The organism is Xanthomonas nasturtii (genome assembly GCF_023337365.3).
GTDB lineage: Bacteria > Pseudomonadota > Gammaproteobacteria > Xanthomonadales > Xanthomonadaceae > Xanthomonas > Xanthomonas nasturtii.
Map to the genome: position 1 here is coordinate 4,506,635 of NZ_CP142084.2, position 21,215 is coordinate 4,527,849.

The window sequence follows — 21,215 nt, forward strand, 5'->3', positions numbered from 1 at the left end:
GCGCGGCCTGCGCGAAAAATCTCAGCCGCGTCAGCGACATGACCGCCACGTTCAGTTGCGCCATCCACGGGGCGGGCGCACGCCATCGATATACTGGCTTCACTTTTTGCCAGCCAGACCATCGTGAGCCAAGCGCAGCATTCGTCCCAGATGGCCCCGGTCGCCGTCACCGCGTTCACTTCCACCACCGCGCTCGGCGCCGGGCTTGCCGCCCAGGCCGCCGCGCTGACGGATCGCCGCAGCGGCCTGCGTCGCAACGATTTCGGCCCGCAACCGCTGCTGCCCTGCTGGGTTGGCCGCGTCGACGGCGTGGAAGCAGTGGCGCTGCCCGCCGCGCTGCAAGACTGGGATTGCCGCAACAACCGCCTGGCCTGGCTGGCCCTGCAGCAGGACGGCATGGCGCAGGCCGTGCAGGCGGCAGCGCAGCGCTATGGCGCCGAGCGCGTGGCGGTGATCATCGGCACCTCCACCTCCAGCATCGGCGCCAGCGAAGAGGCGTATACGCGGCTGGTGGAAGACGCCGACGGTGCGCGCTTCCCCGAGGATCTGAATCGCCCGATCGTGCACACCCCGCATTCGCTGGGCGACTTCGTGCAGCACGCCACCGGCTTGCGTGGCCCGTGCGTGACCGTGGCCACGGCGTGTTCGTCCAGCGCCAAGGTGTTTGCGCAGGCGGCGCGGCTGATGGATGCCGGGGTGATCGACGCGGCACTGGTCGGCGGCGTGGACACCTTGTGCGGCAGCGTGCTGTTCGGCTTCAACGCGCTGCAGGTGGTGGCGCCGGAGATGTGCCAGCCCTTCGATGCACGCCGGGTCGGCCTGAGCCTGGGCGAGGCGGGCGGCTTTGCGCTGCTCGAACGCCCTGCCGCCGCACCCGACGCACCGCTGTGGCTGTACGGCTATGGCGAATCCAGCGACGCGCACCATATGTCGGCGCCGCATCCGCAGGGGCTGGGCGCGCAGCTGGCGATGCGCGGGGCGCTCGACCGTGCCGGCCTGGAGCCGGCTGCGGTGGGCTACCTGAATCTGCACGGCACCGCCACGCCGGCCAACGACAGCGTGGAAGCGGCCGCGGTGGCCGCGATCTTCCCCGCCACCTTGCACGCCAGCTCGACCAAGGCCTGGACCGGCCACACCCTGGGCGCGGCCGGCATCGTCGAATCGGTGATCGCACTGCTCGCACTGCGCGACGACGTGCTGCCCGGCACGCTCAACAGCGCCGTGCCCGACCCGGCCTGCGGCCCGCAGATCCGCTTCGACAACGCCCATGCCCGGATCGACTACGCCATGAACAACTCCTTCGGTTTCGGCGGCAATAACTGTTCGCTGCTGTTCGGGCGGGCCCGCTGATGCTGACCGCCACCATCGAAGGCATCGGCTTCTGGACCCAGGGGTTGCCCAGTTGGGAAGCCGCCAGAGCCTTTGCGCGCGGCGGCGCGCTGCTGGAAACCCCCACCCGCCCGGCACCGCAATTGCTGGCCGCCAACGAACGCCGCCGCGCGCCGGACACGGTGGCGGTGTCGCTGGAATCCGCGCTGGCCGCCTGTCGCGCCGCTGGCCGCGACCCGGCCAGCCTGCCGTCGATCTTTACCTCCACCTACGGCGACCTGGCCATCTCCGACTACATGTGCACCACCCTGGCCAGCGACCCCTCGGCGATCTCGCCGACCAAGTTCCATAACTCCGTACACAACGCCGCAGCCGGCTACTGGACCATCGGCGCCGGCGCGATGACCCCGGCCACCGCGATCAGCGCCAGCCTGGGCAGCTTCGCGCAGGGCCTGCTGGAAGCGCTGGTCCAGCGCGCTGCCGGCATGGACGCGGTGCTGCTGGCCGGCTACGACGCGCGCTCGGTCGGGCCGCTGGGGCGGGTTGCCCCCAGCCAGGGCCTGCTCGGCGGCGCGCTGGTGCTGGGCGCGCCCGGCCAGGCCGGCAAGCCGCAGCTGCACGCGCATCTGGACGACGGCACGCCCTCGCCCGGCGCTGGCGCGCTGGCACGCCATGTGGCCAGCAATGCGATGGCGCCGATGCTGCCGCTGTTCGACCTGCTGGCCGGCAGTGGCGAGCGCGTGGCGCTGTATGCCGGCCCGGACCGGGTGCTGCACGTGGAGATCCGGCGATGAGCCGGCAACCGCTCAGCCGCGACGACACCGCCATCCTGGTGCCGGCATTGAACGAGGCGCTGCGCATCCGCGAAGTGGTGACCGACGCGCTGACCTATTGCTCCAACGTGATCGTGATCGACGACGGCTCCGACGACGGCACCGCCGAGTGCATCGCCGGCATGCCGGTCACGCTGATCCGCCACCCGCAGCGCATGGGCAAGGGGGCGGCCTTGCGCAGCGGTTTTGCCGAAGCGCAGCGGCTTGGCATGCGCGCGGTGATGACCATGGACGGCGATGGCCAGCACAAGGCGGCCGATTTCCCGCGCCTGCTGGCCGCCGCCAACCGTTACCCCGGCTGCGTGATCGTGGGTGCGCGCATGCGCAAGCGCGCCACCCAGCCCACCATCCGCCGCATCGGCAACGACTTCGGCGACTGGGGCATCGCCTGGGCCTGCGGCTTCCAGCTGGTGGACAGCCAGAGCGGCCAGCGGCTGTATCCGGCCTCGGTGTTCACCCTGCCCGACGTGCCCGGCGAAGGCTTCGTGTTCGAAGCGCAACTGCTGATCTCGGCCGCACGCCAGGCTGGCGCGCGCGTGGTCGCGGTGCCGATCGAAACCCGCTACGCCGGCACCTCGCCGGGCACCTTCCGCAAGAGCCATTTCCGGCTGGTGCGCGATCTGTGGGAAATCACGTCGCATGTCGTCGTCCAGGCCTGGAACTACGGGCATATCTGGCGCGAGTACCGACGCGTGCGCGCCAACCCGGTGATCATTGACGATGCCGACGGCGAATTTGCTACTGTCCCTGCGGTCACCAAGAGCAACCAGTCCCCATGAATGCACAGCGCACCGATGTCGTGATCACCGGGGGTGGCCTGGCCGGCCTGAGCCTGGCGCTGCAGTTGAAGCAACGCGATCCTGAGCTTGCCATCACCGTGCTGGAACGGCGCGCGCATCCGGTCCGCGAGGCCGCATTCAAGGTCGGCGAATCCACGGTGGAAATCGGCGCGCATTATTTTGCCGACGTGCTGGGCCTGCGCGAGCACCTGGAGACCGAGCAGATCCGCAAGTTCGGGTTCCGCTTTTTCTTCTCCGACAAACGCGAGGACATCGACCGCTGCACCGAGCTGGGCGTGAGCAAGATCCTGCCCACGCCGTCCTGGCAGATCGACCGCGGCCGCTTCGAAAATTTCCTCGGCGAGCGCGCGCGCGCGCAGGGCATCACCTTCGTCGACAGTTGCAGCGTCAAGGACATTGCGTTGTCCGAAGACGACACCGACCATGCGGTGCGCTTCGAACGCGATGGCACGCCCGGCACGCTGAGCGCGCGCTGGGTAGTGGATGCCAGCGGCCGCGCCGGCCTGCTCAAGCGCAAGCTCGGCCTGGCGCAGGACAACGACCACAACGCCAATGCGGTGTGGTGGCGCGTGGAAGGCCTGATTGATCCCAATGGCTGGTCGCAGGACAGCAGTTGGCTGCAGCGCTGCACCCCGCCGGACCGCTGGCGTTCGACCAACCACATGTGCGGGCCGGGCTACTGGTTCTGGCTGATTCCGCTGTCTTCGGGTGCGCATTCGCTGGGCATCGTCTGCGATGCGCAGATGCACCCACTGGAAGGCATGAACACCCATGAGAAGGCGATGGCCTGGCTGCGCACGCATCAGCCGCAGGTCGCCGCCACGCTCGACCAGGCCGACTACCGGCTGCAGGACTTTCTGTTCCTGCGCAACTTCTCTTATGGCTGCAAGCAGGTGTTCTCGCCGCAGCGCTGGGCACTGACCGGCGAAGCGGGCGTGTTCCTGGACCCGTTCTATTCGCCCGGCAGCGACTTCATCGCCATCTCCAATACCTACATTTGCGAATTGATCGGCCGCGACCGCGCCGGCAAATCGCTCAGCCCGTATGTGGAGTTGTACCAGCAGCTGTATTTTTCGTTCTACGAAAACACCCTGACCCTGTATCAGGACCAGTACGCGCTGTTCGGCGACGAGCAGGTCATGCCGGTCAAGGTGATCTGGGATTACACCTATTACTGGTCGTTGCTGGCGCCGCTGTTCTGCAGCGGGCGCATCGCCGACCTCAGTCTGCTGTCGCGCATGAAGAACGATCTTCTGTCTGCGCGCGACATGAATCTGGCCATGCAGCAGGTGCTGCACGACTGGGGCGCGCGCAATACTGCCCAGGGCGTCGCCACCGGTCACGGGCGGCTGCTGGATCAATACCTGATCGGCTGGTTCAACGAACTCAACGGCGCCTTGAACGACGCGCTCGACGACGACGCGTTTGTCGCACGCATCCACGGCAACGTGGCACAGATGGCGGTGCTGGCACGCGAGATCCTGCAACAGGCACGCCAACGCCATCCCGACCTGCCCGACCACGGCCTGGACGCACTGACCGCAAATGCCACTGGCGATCCGATCCTTACCGCCACCTGGTACGCCGACGCGGCGTGAGTTTGTCGAACGCGCCAGCCCTGGCGCGTTTTCCAGAAACGCGTGTTCTTGACCGGCACGTGCTGCACGTGGGCGCGCTCTGGTCATGAAGAGAAGCGAAGGCCGGCGGCCAAGCCGGTATGGTTTGCTCGCCGCCCTGCATACCGACACTCTCGACTGGTCCTTGCTCGCCTACCGCGGCGCGGCCTGACGCGGCATCGATGCCCCCGGAAGAGCGACAGGGACATACGTGCAGCGTGTCCCGCGATGATGGGCGAGCAAGGATCTGCAGCGCACGCGCAGCGTCGAGCGTGCGGTGCCCTCACCGCTCGCGGGACACGCCGTTAACCCGTCCATGGGGGCTCGTTGGCGGCATCCATGCCGCCAACGGTCCCGCAATCGGTAAGGACACCGCACCAGATAGTTCGCTGGTAGTTGTGTTGAAGAGCGAAGACACCGCGTCGCGCGGCTTGATGATCGCTGTTGAAACTGTGCGCACCGATTTGCTGATCGCTTGTTGAAAACTCTGCGCACCGACCTTCTCGACTGGTCCTTGCCTGCTCACCGTCGCGGGACCTTGAGCGGCATGGATGCCGCGCCAGAGCTTACACGGACGTACTTGCAGCGTGTCCCGCGAGGGTGAGCGGGCAAGGGCCCTGCAGCAAACTCAAAGACGTTGAGGGCGCGGTGCCCTCACCTGCCAGCCTGGTCGCGTGCTGATAGAAGCCACAAGGCAGGCCACGCCCACCTGGCGACTGCGCAGTAGTTTTGGTGGCCGCTCTCAGCCCATCCCACCATTGATGCCGATGACCTGCCCATTGATGTAGCTAGCCGCCTCCGAGCACAGGAACGCGACCAGTGCGGCCACTTCATCGGGCTTGCCGACGCGGCCGGCCGGTACCAACTGCTTGATCACCTCCGGCGCGAAACTGTCGCCGACCATCTCGCTTTCGATCACGCCGGGCGCAACCACATTCACTGCGATGCCGCGGCTGGCCATTTCGCGCGACAGCGACTTGCTGGCGCCGTGCAACGCGGCCTTGGCGGCGGCGTAGTTGGTCTGCCCGCGATTGCCGAGTACCGCGGCCACCGACGACACGCTGACGATGCGGCCCCAACGCGTGCGCGCCATCGGCAGCAGCAACGGCTGGGTGACGTGGAAGAACCCGTGCAGCGACACATCGATGACGCGGTGCCACTGCTCCACGTTCATGCCCGCCATCGGCGCGTCGTCGTGGATGCCTGCGTTGTTGACCACGATCTGGATCGGACCGCCTTCCAGCAAGGTCTCCAGCGCCGCCAAACTGGCCTGCGCATCGGCCACATCGAAGGCGACCGCCTGTGCGCTGCCGCCATCGGCCACGATGGCAGCCACCACGGCTTCTGCGCGCGCAAGGTTGCGATTGGCATGCACGATGACATGCCGGCCCTGCGCGGCCAGTTGGCGGCAGATCGCACCGCCAAGATCACCGCTGCCACCGGTCACTAGTGCACGACGCTGCGGAATGGATGTGCTCATGACAGTTCCGATAAAGCCGCGTAAAAGACGGCGGAAAGAGCCTCATCCTAACGACTGGCAGCAGGCACAGGAATAGGTCGCCCGCATCGATCGCCCACATCCGGTAGGAGCGCACGCGCGCGCGATGAGGCGTTAGCGGTGATGCTTCATCGCGCGCAAGCGCGCTCCTACAGGGCCTGCGCAGCGCCCAACATCACCGTCGCCCGTCCTTCGGCAAGCAATTGCTCGCCGTGGGTCAATCGAAAACTGTATTGCTGGCTGTCCTCGCCCTGCATCAGCACTTGCGCTTCGCAGTCGATCGCATCCGGCAGCGTGTCCAGATACGTCACGTGCAGCTCAACGCCACGCAGCGCCACCAGCATGCCCGGGCGTACCGGCTTGCCGGATGCACGGCCCAGCAGGCCACCATGCACGGCCATGGCCTGCGCGCCGTATTCGCACAGATGCAGCGCGCGCAAGCGCCCGTTGGAACGCAATGGATGGGTATCGCTGCGATGCGCGTGACTGCGCACCACGATGCGCTGCGCATCCCACTCCACGACCTCTTCCCACAGGCACATGCTGCCTTGATGCGGAATCAATGTGGCAATCGCGTCACGCCCCTGCATGCGGCTCTCCGTGTGCACTGCGTTCCAGCGCCGGTTCGCGCGACACCAGCAAGGCCAGAATGAAATTGAACAACACGCCCAGCGCCACCGTGCTGCCGATTGCGCGCAACACCGGAATGCTGGAGGCGGCCAACAACGCGAACACCAGCAACGTCATCAGGCTGCACACGATCAGCGCGTGCAGCGTGCGCAACTGATCGGCGTGATCGTCGCCGGCATGATCGAAGAACAACGCGTAATCCAGGCCCAGGCCGGCAGCCAGGATCAGCGCGATCAGATGGAACAGATTGAGCTCCACCCCTGCGCCGCGCAGGATCGCCAGGATCAGCACCGTGGTCAGCGCCATCGGCAGCAACACGCGCACGATGCGGCGCGGGCTGCGCAGCGCGATCGCCACGGTCACTGCCAGCAACACTGCGGCCAGCACCAGCGCGCCGAGCACGCGTCCACGGTAGGCAGCCACCAGCGATTCGGAAGCGTCCTTCAGATCCAGCAATTGCGCGCCGCTGCCCTGCACGGCGGCGGCCACCACGGCCGGGTCGCGCAGACCGGTCAACGAGACCAATGCCGTGCTGCGATCGCCGCGGCCCAGCAGCAACCCGCCCACCGACGTGGCCAGCGGCGAGCCGGCCAGATCCTTCGGCAATAGCGGTGCCACGCGCTTGGCCGCGTCCAGATCCTGCAGGAACGGCGCAAACGCATCGCTGCGGAACGGCGTGGTGGCGACGGCGCGCTCGGTCAATGCGCGCGCCTGCGCGGCGTCGGGCAATGCGGCCTGCCGCACACGCTGGGTCTTGGCGCTGGGCAGATAGCGTGCCGCCATGTCGTAACCGATCAGCGCACCATCGCGCACCAGCGCATCCAGGCGCGGGCGCAACTGCTCGCTGGCCTGCAACGCGGCCTCATCGTTCGCGGCCGGCAGCGCCAGCACGTAACGCACATCGGGGGCGCCCAGTTCCTGACGCAACTGGGTGTCCTGGGCCAATGCCTTGGGGGGCACCGGGGTCAGCTTCGACAGATCGTTTTGCCAGAACTGCCCCGGCGCAAACGCGATCACCGCAATGCCGATCAGCGCGATCACTGCCAGGCTCACACGCGGGCGCGGCAGCCGCGCGATGCCACGCCACAGCATGGCCAGCACGCGCGAGTCGGCGTAGTCGCGCGGCGCCGGGTCGATCAACGACGGCAGCAACCAGCGCGTGGTGATCGCAGCGGTGGCAAGGCCAGCGATGGTGAACACCGCCAACTGCCGCAAGCCATCCACCCCGGAGAACAGGAAGGTCACATAGGCAATGCAGGTGGACACCACGCCGGTGGCCAGCGTCGGCCACAGATGCCGCGCGTTCGCGCGCGGATCCAGGCCGGGGCGCTGATGACTGAACAAATGGATCGGATAGTCCTGCACCACGCCGATCAGCGTGAACCCGAACGCCACGGTGATGCCGTGCACGCCGTCGAACAGCAACGCCACCGCGCCCAGGCCGGCGAGGCCGGCACTGGCCAACGGCAACACGCCGAGTACCGGAATCTTCCAGCTGCGATATGCGACCAGCAGCAACAAGACCAAACCCACTGTATCCAGCGTGCCGATCCACTGCGCCTCGCCTTGCGTGCGCGCGGTAATTTCCACCGCGAACGCACCCGGCCCGGTCAGCGTCAGCCGCGTGGCAGTGCCCTTGCTGATCTTGGCAAACGCCGCCTGCACCGCGTCGTAAGCCAACTGCTGCCCGGTCGGATCGAACCCGGCCGCGCGCGTCTGCACGATCAGCAGTGCAGAAGTGCCGGCACGATCGAACCAGACCTCGTTGCGCGTCTGCGGTGCAGCGGCGGGCTGAAGGGTTTCGGCCAGGTGCAGGATTTCCAGGGTGGGGTCGCGTGGCAGCAACGGCTCCACCATCGCGGCTGCCGGCGAGCCCAGATCCTGCACGCGCGCCTGCAACGCCGCTTCCAGCGTTGAGGCATCCAGCGCAGTGGTGTCGAAGCTGTCGCTGAGCAGATAGCGATACGGCAGCAAACGCTGCGGAATCGCCTCCAACCCGGCATTGCCGCCGTTGCCGACCAGCTCGAACAGTTCGGGCTGTGCGGATAGCGCCTGCTGCAGTTGCTGCGACTGCTCGGCAAGCACCGCCGGATCGCTGTTGGACAACGCCATCAGCAGCAGCCGCGAGCCGGGGCCTTCGCCAAGTTCTTCGATCAGCAATTTTTGCGCCGGCGTGCGCGGGGCGGGCATGAATTTGCGCAGATCGCCGGTGACCTTGAGCGTCTCGCTCAGCCACAACCCGGCCGTTGCCAGCAATGCCAGCCACAGCAGCGCCAGGCCGATGCGGCGGTTTGCGTTCAACTCAAACGCCATGGTGTGGATGTCCTGCTGCAGCGGCCGAACGTCCACCGGCCGCGCGCGCGGCATCGGGCTGCAACGGCGCTTTGTTTTTTCTGCGGGCGGGCATAAATTTACGCAGATCGCCGGTGACCTTGAGCGTCTCGCTCAGCCACAACCCGGCCACTGCCAGCAATGCCAGCCACAGCAGCGCCAGGCCGATGCGGCGGTTTGCGTTCAACTTAAAAAACGCCATGCGGAAGCCTCACTGCGCCAGCGCAACGCCCGACGGCTGCATTCGCGGCATGCATCGTCATCGGCAGCACGCGCCTGCAGGATGCGGAGGTTGTGACTTTTCTGCAGACGACCCGCGCAACCCTCCCGCGCGCGGTCACGCGCCCGAACCGTGGCACAGCGTGGTCAGCGCGCCGGCATCGGTGACGCCGGCCGCTTCGCGCGCCGCACCAGCCAGCAGCGTGCGCTGCACGTCGCCCTTGGCCGGCACGCTTTCGATACACCGCAGCTCGTCGTTGCGCCCGTACAGACGCAGTTCGCGCACCTGCTTGGCCACGGCGGCGTCCTTGGGCTGCAGCGTCAACTGCCAGGCCTGCGGCTGGCCCTGCCCGCTGACACGGTACTGCTGCTCCAGCAGCGCGCGGTCGCCGGCCAGCAGCGCGCCGAAGCCGGATTTCAAACCGGCCAGCTCGGGCACGCGGCTCAACGAAAAACGTCGCGGCGTTTTGCCTTCGCGTTCCAGCACGCCTTCGTCGCCTTGCAACGTGGTGGTCTCGCGATACGGCGCGCTGACCTCGCGCACCAGCGTCTGCGCATCCGGGCGCCGGTAGTGGCCCTGCACGCGCAACGGTGTCTTCAGCAGGGCCGAGCCACGCAGTTCGACGAACTCGGTACTGACCGGTGCGGGGCGTGCCAGGCGCTGCAGCACCTGGCCGACGTCCAGCGTCTCAGGCGGTGCGGCGCATAGCGGTGCGGCGCTGAACAGCAGTATCAGCATCCACGGCAGGGTGCGGCACATCGGCATGGTGGGTGTTCCAGAAATCGTAGAAGTTGAACCAGTTGTACGGCGCGTAGCGGGTGTAATGTTCCAGCCTGGCGGCGTAATCGCGCATGAGTACCGCCAGCACCGGCGCGCGCTGACGACGCGGCACGTCCAGGCCTTCGCTGAAGGTCTCGAAGGCCAGCTCGTAATGATTGCCGCCGCGATACAGGCCGAATGCCAGCACCACCGGCACCTTGAGCGCAGCGGCGATCAGCCATGGCGAGGTCGGGAACATCGCGTTGCGGCCGAGGAACATCGCCGGCAACGCCGGGTCGCCTTCGCGCGGGCGATCGATCAGCAGCGCCACCAGCGCACCGGCATCGGTGGCTTCCTTGATCGCCATGACGATCGACGTCGCATCCATGCCGGCGTCGATGATGTTGGCGGCCAGCTGCGGGTTGAGCGCACCCAGCAGCTCGGTCATGGCGCGGTTGTGCGCCTTGTCCAGCACCACCTTGACCTGCACGTCGGGGCGCTCGGTGGCCAGCACGCGCAGCGCATCGAAGCTGCCCAGGTGCGAACCGAAGATCAGCACGCCGCGGCCGCGATCCATCTGCGTGTGCAGCTGATCCAGCCCGGTGATGTCGACGCGGAAGCGCTGCATCTGCCCGCACAGCATGTAGACGCGATCCAGAATGGTCGAGGCGAAGGTGTGGATATGCCGCGCCACGTCGCGCAGCGTTGCCTTCCGCCCCAGCACCCGCGCCAGATAGGCACGCGAAGCGGCGCGCTCGGGCGCACGCACCAGCAGGAAGTACAGCGTGATCGGATACAGCAGCGCGCGCCCCACCGCACGCCCGGCATGCCGTGCGATGCCGCGGATCAGCCACAACGCAAAGCGCCCGCCACCTTCCGGACGCTGCTTCCAGTGCTTGCTCATGCCGCCGCCTCCGCCACCAGTTCGCCGCTGACCAGCAGTGCCTCCTCACGCTGCACGCGGAAGCGCCAGCGCGGGCCATCGCCTTCCAGCACGACCGAGGCGGTCTGGCCGGGCAGCAAGGGCTGCACGAACTTCACCTGCGGCAGCCGTGCCGCAGCGCGCGGGCCATGCAGCGCTTCCACTGCCTGCAGCACATGGTCGAGCACGACCACGCCAGGCACCACGGGGCGACCCGGGAAGTGCCCGGGCAGGCAGGGATGATCATGCGGCACAACGAAATCCATAAGCGCAGAACTCAGATTCTGGGTTGAAGCATTGCAGCCACGGCCTTGTGTGCCTGCTCGGTCAGTTGTTGGCGATCCGGCGCATCCGGCCCGGTCACCGCGATCGGCGCACCGATCCGTACGCGAATGATGCCCGGGCGCACCCTGAACACACCATCGACCGGCAACACCTTGCCGCAGCCGTCCAGCGCCACCGGAACCACCTGCACGCCAGCATCGATAGCGGCCTGCAGTAGCCCGGCCTTGAATGGCAATAATGCGCCGGTGCGGCTGCGCGTGCCTTCCGGAAACAGACACAACTGTTTGCCCTCGCGCAGCAGCGCGGCGGCCTGACGGCGCACCAGCGCCCCGGCCCGGCGGCTGTCGCGGTCCAGAAACAGCATGCCGGTGGCGCGCGCATACCAGTTCACGAACGGCACCTTGAGCATTTCTTCCTTGAGCAAGAAGCGCAGCGGCACCGGCAGCGCGTAGAACAGCGCACAGATGTCGATGATGGACTGGTGGTTGCTCACGAACAGATAGTTCTTGGACCAATCGACCTGCTCGCGCCCTTCCACGATCACCGTGGCGCCCGCGCCGCGGAACAGCACCCGCGCCCACATCCAGGCGCCCATGCGCAGCAACCGGTCGGCATCGCGCGTGATCGCCAGCAATGCCAATGCGTAGACGATGCCGCCGGCGGTAAAGGCCAGTGTGAACGCCAATTGCAACAGGTTGAACACAGCCCACGCCAGGCGCGACGGCATCCTTGCCAACGGCATCTTTGTCTTGTCCCCGAAAATATGCACGTACGTCGCTGCCCCTGGCCACGCTCTCAGCGCAGCAGATCGCGCCAGAAGTCCGGCCCGAGCCGCGCCATCTGGCGCAAGAAGTCTGGCAGATTACGATAGGGGCGCTGTGGAAACCAGCGGCCGCGCACTAGATATTCCCCAATGAAGAAGCCGCCCACCACACCGTAGGCAAGCAGATTGGCGAATAACGAGGCGCGCGCGTCGCTGATCGGCAGCGGCGAGGCGTAACCCAGCTGCGCCAGCACGCCGCTGGGTTCGGCGCACAGGCCCAGCACCAGGTTGACCAGGGTCAGGCCGCACAGCAGCAGCGCCCAGGCCAGCGTAAGGCGGCGCGTGTAGCGGTATTGCTCCGGCGTGATCGGCATGCCGGCCTGGCGATACAGCCCTTCGACAATGCGCGTGATCAATGGCGTTCGCCCGCGGCGCAGGCTGCGCCCGAAGAACCAGGCGATCCAGCCGGTGAACACTACCGGCGGTGCGGCCAGCACCAGCATCGCGTACGGCGACTGCCACAGCGCTCCCAGTCCGGCAAACGTCAGCAGTGCCAGCGCCCAGGCCCAGGCCCGGCGCGCCACCATCGGTTCGATCAACACCATCAGCACCAGCAAGCCGCCGGCAATGACGGCCAACTCCGGGCGATGACTGGCATTGGCCCAATGCGCCAGCGGCGAATACGCCACCGCCAGCAGTACGCCCAGCCCCAGCACCCATGCGGGCGCGTCGGCGGGTTCTGCAGTTGGCAGATCAGACGGTCTTGTTGGCTTCGACATGCGCCGACAGTGCGCGCAGCGACGCGAAGATGCGACGGTTCTCGTCGTTGTCCGAGCGCAGCTGGAAGCCGTAGCGCTTGCTGATCGCCAGCGCCAGTTCCAGCGCATCGATCGAATCCAGCCCCAGCCCGGTGTTGAACAGCGGCGCCTCCGGATCGATGTCGGCGGGTTGGACGTCTTCCAGGTTCAGGCTTTCGACCAGGAGTTCGGCCAGTTCACGTTCGGCAGCGGTTTGCGAAGACATCCGGGATTTCCACAGGTCAGGGTCGGGCAACAAGAGTGAGAACGAGCAACCGGCATCGCGCGCGCATCGGCATGAGATGGGCGTTGCGCCGAACCGCAGTGTACGTTGCCGTCGCTGGCGTTCCGGGCGCCTGCAGCACCGGTCTGGCCGGTAGCTGCGCGCGTTGTCGGTCGTTGTTCAAATGGATCAATGGCCCGCACAGCTGTCCGGGCTGCCGGTCAGGCTATCATGACTGCATGACGCTCGCCCGCTGCAGGTTCGTTCCAGGATGATTCCCACCGCTGTTCGCCCCACCCCGGCCGCCATGCCGGCAGCCGGGCCGGCTCCCGGACCGGAGTGTCCGGATGTGCTCATCATCGGCGGCGGGCCGGCCGGCTGCGCGGCCGCCATCGTGCTTGCCGAGCTCGGCTGGGCCGTCACCCTGCTCGAAAAGGAGCAGCACCCGCGCTTTCATATCGGCGAATCGCTGCTGCCGATGAACATGCCGATCCTCGAGCGCCTGGGTGTGCTCGAAGAGGTGCGCGCCATCGGCGTGCTCAAGCGCGGCGCGGATTTCCCGAACGACAGCGGCGGCTACAACACCTTTCGTTTTTCGCACGCGCTCGATGCCAAGGCCGATTTCGCCTTCCAGGTGCCGCGTGCGCAATTCGACCAGGTGTTGTTCAAGCGTGCGCGTGCGGTGGGCGTGGATGCGCGCGAACAGGTCAGCGTGGAACAGGTGGCCTTCGATGGCGAACAACCGGTGTTGCAGGCACGCACGGCGGATGGCGGCATGCAGCAGTTCCGCCCGCGCTATCTGCTCGATGCCAGCGGCCGCGACACCTTTCTGGGCACCCGGCTCAAGCTCAAGCGCGCCAACCCCAAGCATCAATCCGCCGCGTTGTTCAGCCACTTCCGTGGCGTGACGCGGCGCCCCGGCGAGGATGCCGGCAACATCAGCATCTACCGGCATGCACACGGCTGGATGTGGCTGATCCCGCTGCCCGACGACATCATGAGCGTGGGTGCGGTCTGCTACCCGGAGTACATGAAGACCCGCAAGGGCGACAGCGAGGGCTTCTTGATGCGCACGCTGGCGCTCAATCCGGAGCTCAACGCACGCATGCTTGGCGCCGAGCGCGTGGCACCGGTGCATGCCACCGGCAATTACGCCTACGAGTGCACGCGCATGGCCGGGCCGCGCTGGTTGATGCTGGGCGATGCCTACACCTTCGTCGACCCGATGTTTTCCTCCGGCGTGTTTCTGGCCATGCATGGCGCCGAGCGCGGCGCGGCGATGGTGGATGCCGCGCTGCGCACGCCGCAAGCGGAGGCGAAACTGCAGCGCGCGTTGCAACGCGAACTGACCCGCGGCGTGGATGAATTCAAGTGGTTCATCTATCGCTTCACCTCGCCCACCATGCGCGCCCTGTTCGCGCAGCCGCAGAACACCTGGCAGGTGGAACAGGCGGTGGTGGCGATGTTGGCCGGCGATGTGTTCGACAGCCCCAAGGTGCGCATCCGCCTGCGCGCCTTTCGTGCGCTGTACGCGCTCACCACCTTGTCGATGATGCCGCGCGCCTGGCACTCCTGGCGCCACCGCCGGCGCCAGGCCAAGCTCGGCTTCGACGGCGACACCTTGCAACGCGACACGCAACAACGAGACGCTCAATGACCGCTTCCCAGGCCCAGACCACGCACGTCATGCGCCATCCCCGCCTGCAGGTCGACTATGTCGACCAGACCGACCCGGCCGTGCTGCTGGCCGACCCGCAGGTGCTGGCCGTGTTCGGCTTTGGCGATGCGGCGCCGCGCCTGCACGACCCACGCTATTTGCGCGTGCCGTTGCAGCCGTATCAGGCCAGCGTACTGGAAGTGTGGCGCACCGATGCGCCGGTGCGCAGCGGCCGTGAGGGCAACATCGCCTGGTCCAGCGACGGGCACCTGCAGTTCGGCGTGATCGAAATCGACGAGCAGGATGTCGACATCGAAGACGCTGCCGCCAAGGCGTATGCGCAGATCACCGCCTTCGTCAGCGGCAGCCAGACGCCGCGGCTGCTGCGGATCTGGAATTACCTGGACGCCATCACCCTGGGCAGCGGCGACCGCGAACGTTACCGCCAGTTCTGCGTGGGCCGTGCACGCGGGCTGGGCGCGTTCGATACCGCACAGCTGCCTGCCGCTACTGCGGTGGGCCGTTGCGATGCCGAGCGCATCATCCAGATCTACTGGCTGGCCGCTGCCGATGCCGGCACGCCGCTGGAAAACCCGCGCCAGGTCAGCGCCTACCACTACCCGCGCCAATACGGCCCGCAGTCGCCGAGTTTTGCGCGCGCCATGTTGCCGCCGGCCGGCAGCGATATGCCGTTGCTGCTGTCAGGCACGGCCGCGGTGGTGGGCCACGCATCGATGCACACCGGCCAGTTGCTGGCGCAGCTGGAAGAAACCTTCGCCAACTTCGATGCGCTGCTTGGCGCCGCGCGTCAGCATGCGCCCGCGTTGCCCGCGCAGTTCGGCGCCGGCACCCGCCTGAAAGTGTATGTGCGCGAACACGACGACCTACCCAAGGTCGCTCAGGCACTGGACGCCCGCTTCGGCGACGCAGTTCCGCGGCTGTTGCTGCACGCGGTGATCTGCCGCGATGAGCTGGCGGTGGAAATCGATGGGGTGCATGGGTAAGTCATTGAGCGCATTGGGCAGGGTCTATAGCAGTGACGGTGCCGTTTTCGTTCACTGTCACCTTGGCTAAGCCGGCGGGTGGGTTTGCAGCCCAGGTCATCGCCCATTGTTGGCCAAGCACATCGGCTCTCGCTAGATCTGCTGGCGTTGCTTGCCGCTGCAGCCAGGCCAAGTTGGCCTCGATCATCTCACGCGACCGTGGCGTCGCCGTTGCGGGTAGCAACTGAATGCCGCGCCGATAAAGCGCCAGTGAACTTGCCAAATCCGTTTTGACCACTTGAGCGAGGAAAAGCTTCTCTCCAGTATCACGACGTGGCGAATAGGCCGCTGCAAGTACAAGCGATGTTTGTAAGTCTCCTTGCGCAGATGCCTCAAGCGCCAGGGATTCTGCTTCTTTCCGATAGCGCTGCAATTCCGGCAGCACCTCCAACATCTCTCGCCGCCGGAATGCGTTGCCCACAACGTAATGCGCTAAGGCGCCGGAATTTCCGGCAAGCGCGCTCTGCCGCCACAACGCGACCAGCTCTGCTGCAGTGACTTGTCGAACGCCATCACAACGTTCTGCTGCCTGCACTATTCCAGGGGCCATGCTGTCCAGCATTCTCTTCCACGCCGCTCGGCCTTCCCGGTCAGCAACTTCGACATCATTTTTCTCTTCGGCGCGTTGTAAGCGCCATACCTGGTCGTCATAGCCGGCCAGCCGCTCCTGGATTCCGTCACACCGTTCGAGCTCGGCTGCTAGCCTGCACGCGGCGGCCGAATCACCTGCTTTTGCTCGCCGACTGAGCTCGTCAAACACTTGACGAAGGGGCGTATCAACAGGCGGTAATGGAGCAGACGTGACAACCGCACCAGGCTCCGCTGCCTGCCTGGCGATGGACGTGACTGGTACTGGTGCCACAGCACTACCGCGCTCGGCAGGCGGCGGACGCGTCCATATCAGATACATCGCCAGGACCACCAATAAAACCGTAGCAGTCATCAGCAACGTGTTTGCAAATCCCTTGCGCATGTGACGCCAGCTCCTTGATGTCCGCTAAGTATCGCTCAGCCGTTGAGCAATCCCAGCACCACATCGCGCGGCAGTTTGCCGGTTTCGTTGCGCGGCAGCGCGGGGAGTTTGCGCAGGCGGCGCGGCAGGAACACCGGGTCCACGCTGACGCGCAGGGCGGCCAGCACCTGGGCTTCGTCCAGGGTGGGGGCCACCACCAGCGCGGCGATGCGGCCGACCGCCTGACCGGGCTCGGCGGCGAGTTGCACGATGGTGCCGTCGAGCACGCCGGGGATGGCGAGCAGGCGCCGGGTGAGGTCGGCCAACGATGCCCGTTTGCCGGCAATTTCCAGCAAATCGGCCTGACGACCGTGCACCTGGAAACGGCCGTCGTCGGCCACGTCCATCATGTCGGCCAGCAGCACGGGCGTGGCCAGATGCGGCGCATGCACCAGCGTGCCGGCGGCCTGGGTTTCCAGGCGCACGCCGGGCAATGGCGTCCACGCCGCTTCCAGCGCAGTGCGACGCACGGCGAACACGCAGGTTTCGGTGGAGCCGAACATCTCGCGTACTTCACCGCCAAAACGCGCTTCGGCCGCAGCGGCGATCTCCTGCGCCAGCGGCGCGGTGGCCGACACGATGCCGACCAGCGGCGGCAGCGCCACGCCGGATTCGACCAACGCGCGCAGGTGCACCGGCGTGGTCACCAACACACGCGGTGCGGGAATATCGGCCAGCGCACGTGCCACATCGTCCGGGAAGAACGGTCGCCCGGCATGCACCGCCAGCGTGGTCACCATCGGCAGCAGCACCGACAGCTCCATGCCGTACATGTGCTGCGGCGGCACCGTGGCAACCACGTGCGGCACTGCATCGGTGTGCGCCCACAGGCTTTGCAGCGCAACCAGATCCTGGCGCGTGCTGGTCAGGAAACTGCCCCAGGTCTTGGGATTGGGTTGCGGGCTGCCGGTGCTGCCGGAGGTGAACCCGATCGCCACCAGCGCATCGTCGGCCAGCTGCGGAATCGGGCCGGCGGCCTGCGGCAACTCGGCCGGCAACTGCCAATACCGTGGCGGTGCCAGCTCCAGTGCCAGATCCCCTAAGCAATACGCATCGGCGTGACGCGCCTGCACTTCGCCCACCACCGCCGGTGCGCGCGAAGACGGCAGCAGTGACACCTGCCCGCGCAACGCGCATGCGTAGAACGCCACCATGAAACGGTAGCGGTCCTCGCACAGGTTCACCGCATGGCTGCCCTCGGGCAGTTGCTGCGCCAGGCCGTGCACGTGCGCAATGAAGGTGGCCAGATCGACCGACTGCCCCGCGCGCCAGGCCAGTGGCCGGTCGGGCGCACCAACGGCCATCGGGTGGGAAATAGCGGGAGCAGGCAGGCTGGACATGGAAACCGACAGTCGCAAAAGCGCGTTAGCTTGGCCGCCACCTGCGCTGCTGGCAAGTCGGGAGGTTCCTTCTGCGGCATGCAGGGTCGATCGATACGGGGCGTGGGTTGCCGCAGGCGAGCGCTATTGGCAGTTCGGCAGGCGCCGCTGCGGGCGGGCAATCACCAGCGCGCTTGTTGACGATCTTTCCCGTGCGGTTGCACGGTGCCGGTTTTCTTCCAATGCGGACGGCGAGCGTGCTGAATCGCTGCAAGCGTTGCGTTTCAGGCTTTACGGCAAGCCGTTCCTCGCTTGCACCTGTGTGCTTGCACCTGTGTGCTTGCACCTGTGTGCTTGCAGCAGCACGCGTGTGCGTTTGGCATCGCCGTCACAGTGACGTTGGTGTCTTCATTCTTTCGCTGTCGCACCTCGCCTGCCTGATGCCGCGCACGTCTGTGTCACCAGCGGCCGCGCCGTGCGCAGCGTACGAATGCCTGCGCCCGCTCAGCTCGAACGAGTGGTTCTGCCTTGCGCTGCACGTCGCCAGGCACGCATGACCTGTGGCCCAAGCCCGCGGTGGAGGCGAACTGCTAGGCTTGCGCGCTCTCCTTTGCGTCCAGCCGTGCCCGATGCCCAGATTGTTGCCGTTGACCCTTCTGCTGCTGGCCGCCACTGCGCATGCGCAGTCTGCCGCCCCGCTCACCATCGAACAGGCGATGGCCGACCCGGACTGGATCGGGCCCTCGGTGGACCAGGCCTGGTGGCAATGGGACGGCAAACAGGTGCAATACCTGCTCAAGCGCGATGGCAGCCCGGTGCGCGACACCTATCGCCAGAACACCGGCGGCGGCACCGCCGCACGTGTGGCCGACACCGCCCGCGCCGGCCTGGATGCGGCAAACCCCAGTTACGACGCAACCCGTCAGCGCATGCTGTTCGCGCGTAACGGCGACATTTTCCTGCGCGATCTGCGCTCCGGTGCGCTGACCCAGCTGACCCGCAGCAACGAGACCGAATCGCGTCCGCAGTTCGCCAGCGACGGCGGTGCGATCTGGCGCGCGGGCAACAACTGGTACCACTGGCGCGCCGATGGCGGCACCGCGCAGGTGGCGGTGGTCAAGGCCGAGCGCGACCCCAACGCCGCCCCCAAGGCCGATGTGCTGCGCGAGCAGCAACTGGCCACGCTGGCCACCTTGCGCCGCGACCGCGAGCAACGCGACGCACTGCGCATGCAGGAAGACGCCTGGCGCCGCGCCGATGCCACGCGTGCGGCAGCACCGGTGTATCTGGGCGATGAGGTGGAGATCGTCGACAGTGCGTTGTCGCCGAACGGTCGACATCTGCTGGTGGTGACCCAGGCCAGGAATGCCGAAGAAGGCCAGGCCGGCAAGATGCCCAGATACGTGACCGAATCCGGTTACGAAGAATTCCAGGAAACGCGCACCCGCGTTGGCCGCAACGCACCGGTGGCGCACGCACTGTTGCTGGTGGATGTCAGTGCGGGCACGGCCAAGTCGCTGTCGTTCGATCCACTCCCCGGCATCGCTACCGACCCGCTGGCCGCATTGCGCAAGGCGGCAAAGGGCGATGCACTCAAGGGCAACCGCGCGGTGCGCGTGGAAAGCGATGGCGACGGCAGCGGCCCTGCGGTGCACTGGAGCGACGATGGCCGCAACGTGGCGGTGGAAATCCGTGCGGTGGACAACAAGGACCGCTGGATCGCCAGCGTGGACCTGGACAACGCCATGCTGCAACCGCGTCACCGCCTGAGCGATAGCGCCTGGATCAACTGGGACTTCAACGATTTCGGTTGGCTGCCGGACAACCGCACGCTGTGGCTGCTGTCGGAAGAATCCGGCTATTCGCAGCTGTACACCGTGGAAGGCAACGGCAACCCGCGCCAGCGCACGCGCGGCAAGTGGGAAGTGTCGAGGCCGGTGCCCAACGCCGATGGCAGCGGCATGTTCTTCCTGTGCAACCAGAAATGGCCGGGCGATTACGAAGTCTGCAAGCTCGACCTGCGCAACGATCAGCTCACCGAAGTCACTGCGTTGAACGGCGTGGAAGACTTCAGCCTGTCGCCGAACGGGCAGCAGTTGCTGGTGAGTTACTCGGGTAGCTATCTGCCGACGCAACTTGCCGTGGTGCCGGCCATCGGTGGCCAGGCCACCGTGCTCACCGACACCCGCACACCTGCATTCAAGGCGCAGCCGTGGATTGCGCCACAGTACGTGCAGGTACCGTCCAAACACGGCGCCGGCACGGTCTGGGGCAAGTATTACGGGCCTAAGACGCCCGAGCCGGGCAAGCAGTATCCGATCGTGATGTTCGTGCACGGCGCCGGGTATCTGCAGAATGTGTCCGAGCGCTACACGCCGTATTTCCGCGAGCAGATGTTCCACAACCTGCTGGTGCAGCAGGGCTACATCGTGCTGGATCTGGACTACCGCGCCTCCGAAGGCTACGGCCGCGATTGGCGCACCGCGATCTACCGCAACATGGGCCACCCGGAGCTGGAAGATTATCTGGACGGCCTGGACTGGCTGGTCGCCACCAAACAGGGCGATCGCGCACGCGCCGGCATCTATGGCGGCTCGTACGGCGGTTTCATGACCTACATGGCGCTGTTCCGCAGTCCCGGCACCTTCAAGGCCGGTGCGGCGCTGCGCCCGGTCGCTGACTGGATGCAGTACAACCACGAATACACCTCCAACATCCTCAACACGCCCGAGCTCGACCCGGAGGCCTACAAGACCTCCTCGCCGATCAACTACGCCGATGGCTTGCGCGACCATCTGCTGATCGCGCACGGCATGATCGACGACAACGTGTTCTTCCAGGACTCGGTGGACATGACCCAGAAGCTGATGGAACTGCACAAGGACAATTGGCAGGTGGCGCCATATCCGCTGGAACGCCACGGCTTCACGCGTGCCGATTCGTGGCTGGACGAATACAAGCGCATCCTCAAGCTGTTCAACGAGCAGGTGAAGCCTTAGAGCGTGTTCTGTACTTTGAGGTGAGTGCGAAGCGTCCTGTGGGGCGTCGAGACAAGGCGTGCGCTGTGGCCCAGGCTAGCCGCCCGGGCAAGGCGCGCAACGCGGTATCGGCGCGCCACAGGACGCTTCTCCCGAGGATTGGCCGCCAGCGGCACGGAGCGCGCGCCGCGCAGCTTGCC

General features: G+C 66.6%; 19 protein-coding genes. 7 read left to right on the forward strand and 12 right to left on the reverse strand.

Annotation, left to right across the window (positions count from 1 at the left end; translation table 11 throughout):
* The first annotated feature begins 150 nt into the window (after nucleotides 1-150).
* The 4 genes from M3O59_RS19805 to M3O59_RS19820 are packed head-to-tail and all read left to right on the forward strand — an operon-like array spanning nucleotide 151 to nucleotide 4,560.
* Nucleotides 151-1,350, forward strand: a complete 1,200-nt coding sequence (locus M3O59_RS19805; RefSeq protein ID WP_116904873.1) for a beta-ketoacyl-[acyl-carrier-protein] synthase family protein — start codon at nucleotides 151-153, stop codon at nucleotides 1,348-1,350.
* Complete coding sequence (locus M3O59_RS19810) at nucleotides 1,350-2,123, forward strand: beta-ketoacyl synthase chain length factor (protein WP_116904808.1); 774 nt, start codon at nucleotides 1,350-1,352, stop codon at nucleotides 2,121-2,123. The genes M3O59_RS19805 and M3O59_RS19810 overlap by 1 nt, the downstream gene beginning before the upstream one ends.
* On the forward strand, nucleotides 2,120-2,941 hold the full coding sequence (locus M3O59_RS19815) for a glycosyltransferase family 2 protein (RefSeq protein ID WP_064628963.1): 822 nt from the start codon (nucleotides 2,120-2,122) through the stop codon (nucleotides 2,939-2,941). Before M3O59_RS19810 ends, M3O59_RS19815 begins: the two co-directional genes overlap by 4 nt.
* Entirely contained in the window at nucleotides 2,938-4,560 is a 1,623-nt protein-coding gene (locus M3O59_RS19820) for an NAD(P)/FAD-dependent oxidoreductase (protein WP_116904807.1), read from the forward strand. The genes M3O59_RS19815 and M3O59_RS19820 overlap by 4 nt, the downstream gene beginning before the upstream one ends.
* A 760-nt stretch (nucleotides 4,561-5,320) precedes the next feature.
* Here M3O59_RS19820 and fabG read toward each other — a convergent pair.
* From fabG to xanC, 10 genes are all read right to left on the reverse strand, one after another.
* Nucleotides 5,321-6,058, reverse strand: coding sequence for a 3-oxoacyl-ACP reductase FabG (fabG, locus tag M3O59_RS19825; RefSeq protein WP_116904806.1), 738 nt, complete (start codon nucleotides 6,056-6,058; stop codon nucleotides 5,321-5,323).
* Nucleotides 6,059-6,225: 167 nt separating this feature from the next.
* Nucleotides 6,226-6,666, reverse strand: coding sequence for a hotdog family protein (locus tag M3O59_RS19830; protein ID WP_064628957.1), 441 nt, complete (start codon nucleotides 6,664-6,666; stop codon nucleotides 6,226-6,228).
* Entirely contained in the window at nucleotides 6,653-9,019 is a 2,367-nt protein-coding gene (locus tag M3O59_RS19835) for an MMPL family transporter (protein WP_116904805.1), read from the reverse strand. The genes M3O59_RS19830 and M3O59_RS19835 overlap by 14 nt, the downstream gene beginning before the upstream one ends.
* A complete protein-coding gene (locus M3O59_RS19840; RefSeq protein WP_116904804.1) occupies nucleotides 9,009-9,239 on the reverse strand; it encodes a hypothetical protein in 231 nt (76 codons plus the stop codon). Before M3O59_RS19840 ends, M3O59_RS19835 begins: the two co-directional genes overlap by 11 nt.
* Before the next feature lie 135 nt (nucleotides 9,240-9,374).
* Complete coding sequence (locus M3O59_RS19845) at nucleotides 9,375-10,022, reverse strand: LolA-related protein (RefSeq protein WP_116904872.1); 648 nt, start codon at nucleotides 10,020-10,022, stop codon at nucleotides 9,375-9,377.
* Nucleotides 9,946-10,920: an LpxL/LpxP family acyltransferase gene (locus M3O59_RS19850; RefSeq protein ID WP_064628951.1), complete on the reverse strand. Its 975-nt coding sequence runs from the start codon at nucleotides 10,918-10,920 to the stop codon at nucleotides 9,946-9,948. Before M3O59_RS19850 ends, M3O59_RS19845 begins: the two co-directional genes overlap by 77 nt.
* Nucleotides 10,917-11,144 (reverse strand): hypothetical protein, encoded by a 228-nt coding sequence (locus M3O59_RS19855; RefSeq protein ID WP_239686919.1) that lies wholly within the window; start codon nucleotides 11,142-11,144, stop codon nucleotides 10,917-10,919. The genes M3O59_RS19850 and M3O59_RS19855 overlap by 4 nt, the downstream gene beginning before the upstream one ends.
* 71 nt (nucleotides 11,145-11,215) lie before the next feature.
* Entirely contained in the window at nucleotides 11,216-11,965 is a 750-nt protein-coding gene (locus M3O59_RS19860) for a lysophospholipid acyltransferase family protein (RefSeq protein ID WP_116904803.1), read from the reverse strand.
* A gap of 53 nt (nucleotides 11,966-12,018) precedes the next feature.
* Nucleotides 12,019-12,702 (reverse strand): COG4648 family protein, encoded by a 684-nt coding sequence (locus tag M3O59_RS19865; protein ID WP_181920417.1) that lies wholly within the window; start codon nucleotides 12,700-12,702, stop codon nucleotides 12,019-12,021.
* A 37-nt stretch (nucleotides 12,703-12,739) separates the two neighbouring features.
* Nucleotides 12,740-13,009, reverse strand: coding sequence for a xanthomonadin biosynthesis acyl carrier protein XanC (gene xanC, locus M3O59_RS19870; protein ID WP_011260626.1), 270 nt, complete (start codon nucleotides 13,007-13,009; stop codon nucleotides 12,740-12,742).
* A 304-nt stretch (nucleotides 13,010-13,313) separates the two neighbouring features.
* On the opposite strand from xanC, the gene M3O59_RS19875 reads away from it, so the two are divergent.
* The gene (locus tag M3O59_RS19875; protein WP_064628943.1) at nucleotides 13,314-14,663 is read left to right on the forward strand and encodes an NAD(P)/FAD-dependent oxidoreductase; all 1,350 of its coding nucleotides are present in this window, start codon (nucleotides 13,314-13,316) and stop codon (nucleotides 14,661-14,663) included.
* Nucleotides 14,660-15,667: a chorismate transformation enzyme, FkbO/Hyg5 family gene (locus tag M3O59_RS19880; RefSeq protein WP_181920401.1), complete on the forward strand. Its 1,008-nt coding sequence runs from the start codon at nucleotides 14,660-14,662 to the stop codon at nucleotides 15,665-15,667. The genes M3O59_RS19875 and M3O59_RS19880 overlap by 4 nt, the downstream gene beginning before the upstream one ends.
* Before the next feature lies 1 nt (nucleotide 15,668).
* On the opposite strand, the gene M3O59_RS19885 is transcribed toward M3O59_RS19880, so the two are convergent.
* Together M3O59_RS19885 and M3O59_RS19890 are read right to left on the reverse strand one after the other, a co-directional pair.
* Entirely contained in the window at nucleotides 15,669-16,679 is a 1,011-nt protein-coding gene (locus M3O59_RS19885) for a hypothetical protein (RefSeq protein WP_147308422.1), read from the reverse strand.
* A gap of 35 nt (nucleotides 16,680-16,714) precedes the next feature.
* Complete coding sequence (locus tag M3O59_RS19890; protein WP_181920400.1) at nucleotides 16,715-18,058, reverse strand: AMP-binding protein; 1,344 nt, start codon at nucleotides 18,056-18,058, stop codon at nucleotides 16,715-16,717.
* A gap of 617 nt (nucleotides 18,059-18,675) precedes the next feature.
* On the opposite strand from M3O59_RS19890, the gene M3O59_RS19895 reads away from it, so the two are divergent.
* On the forward strand, nucleotides 18,676-21,036 hold the full coding sequence (locus M3O59_RS19895; RefSeq protein ID WP_249047167.1) for a S9 family peptidase: 2,361 nt from the start codon (nucleotides 18,676-18,678) through the stop codon (nucleotides 21,034-21,036).
* Nucleotides 21,037-21,215 lie beyond the last annotated feature (179 nt).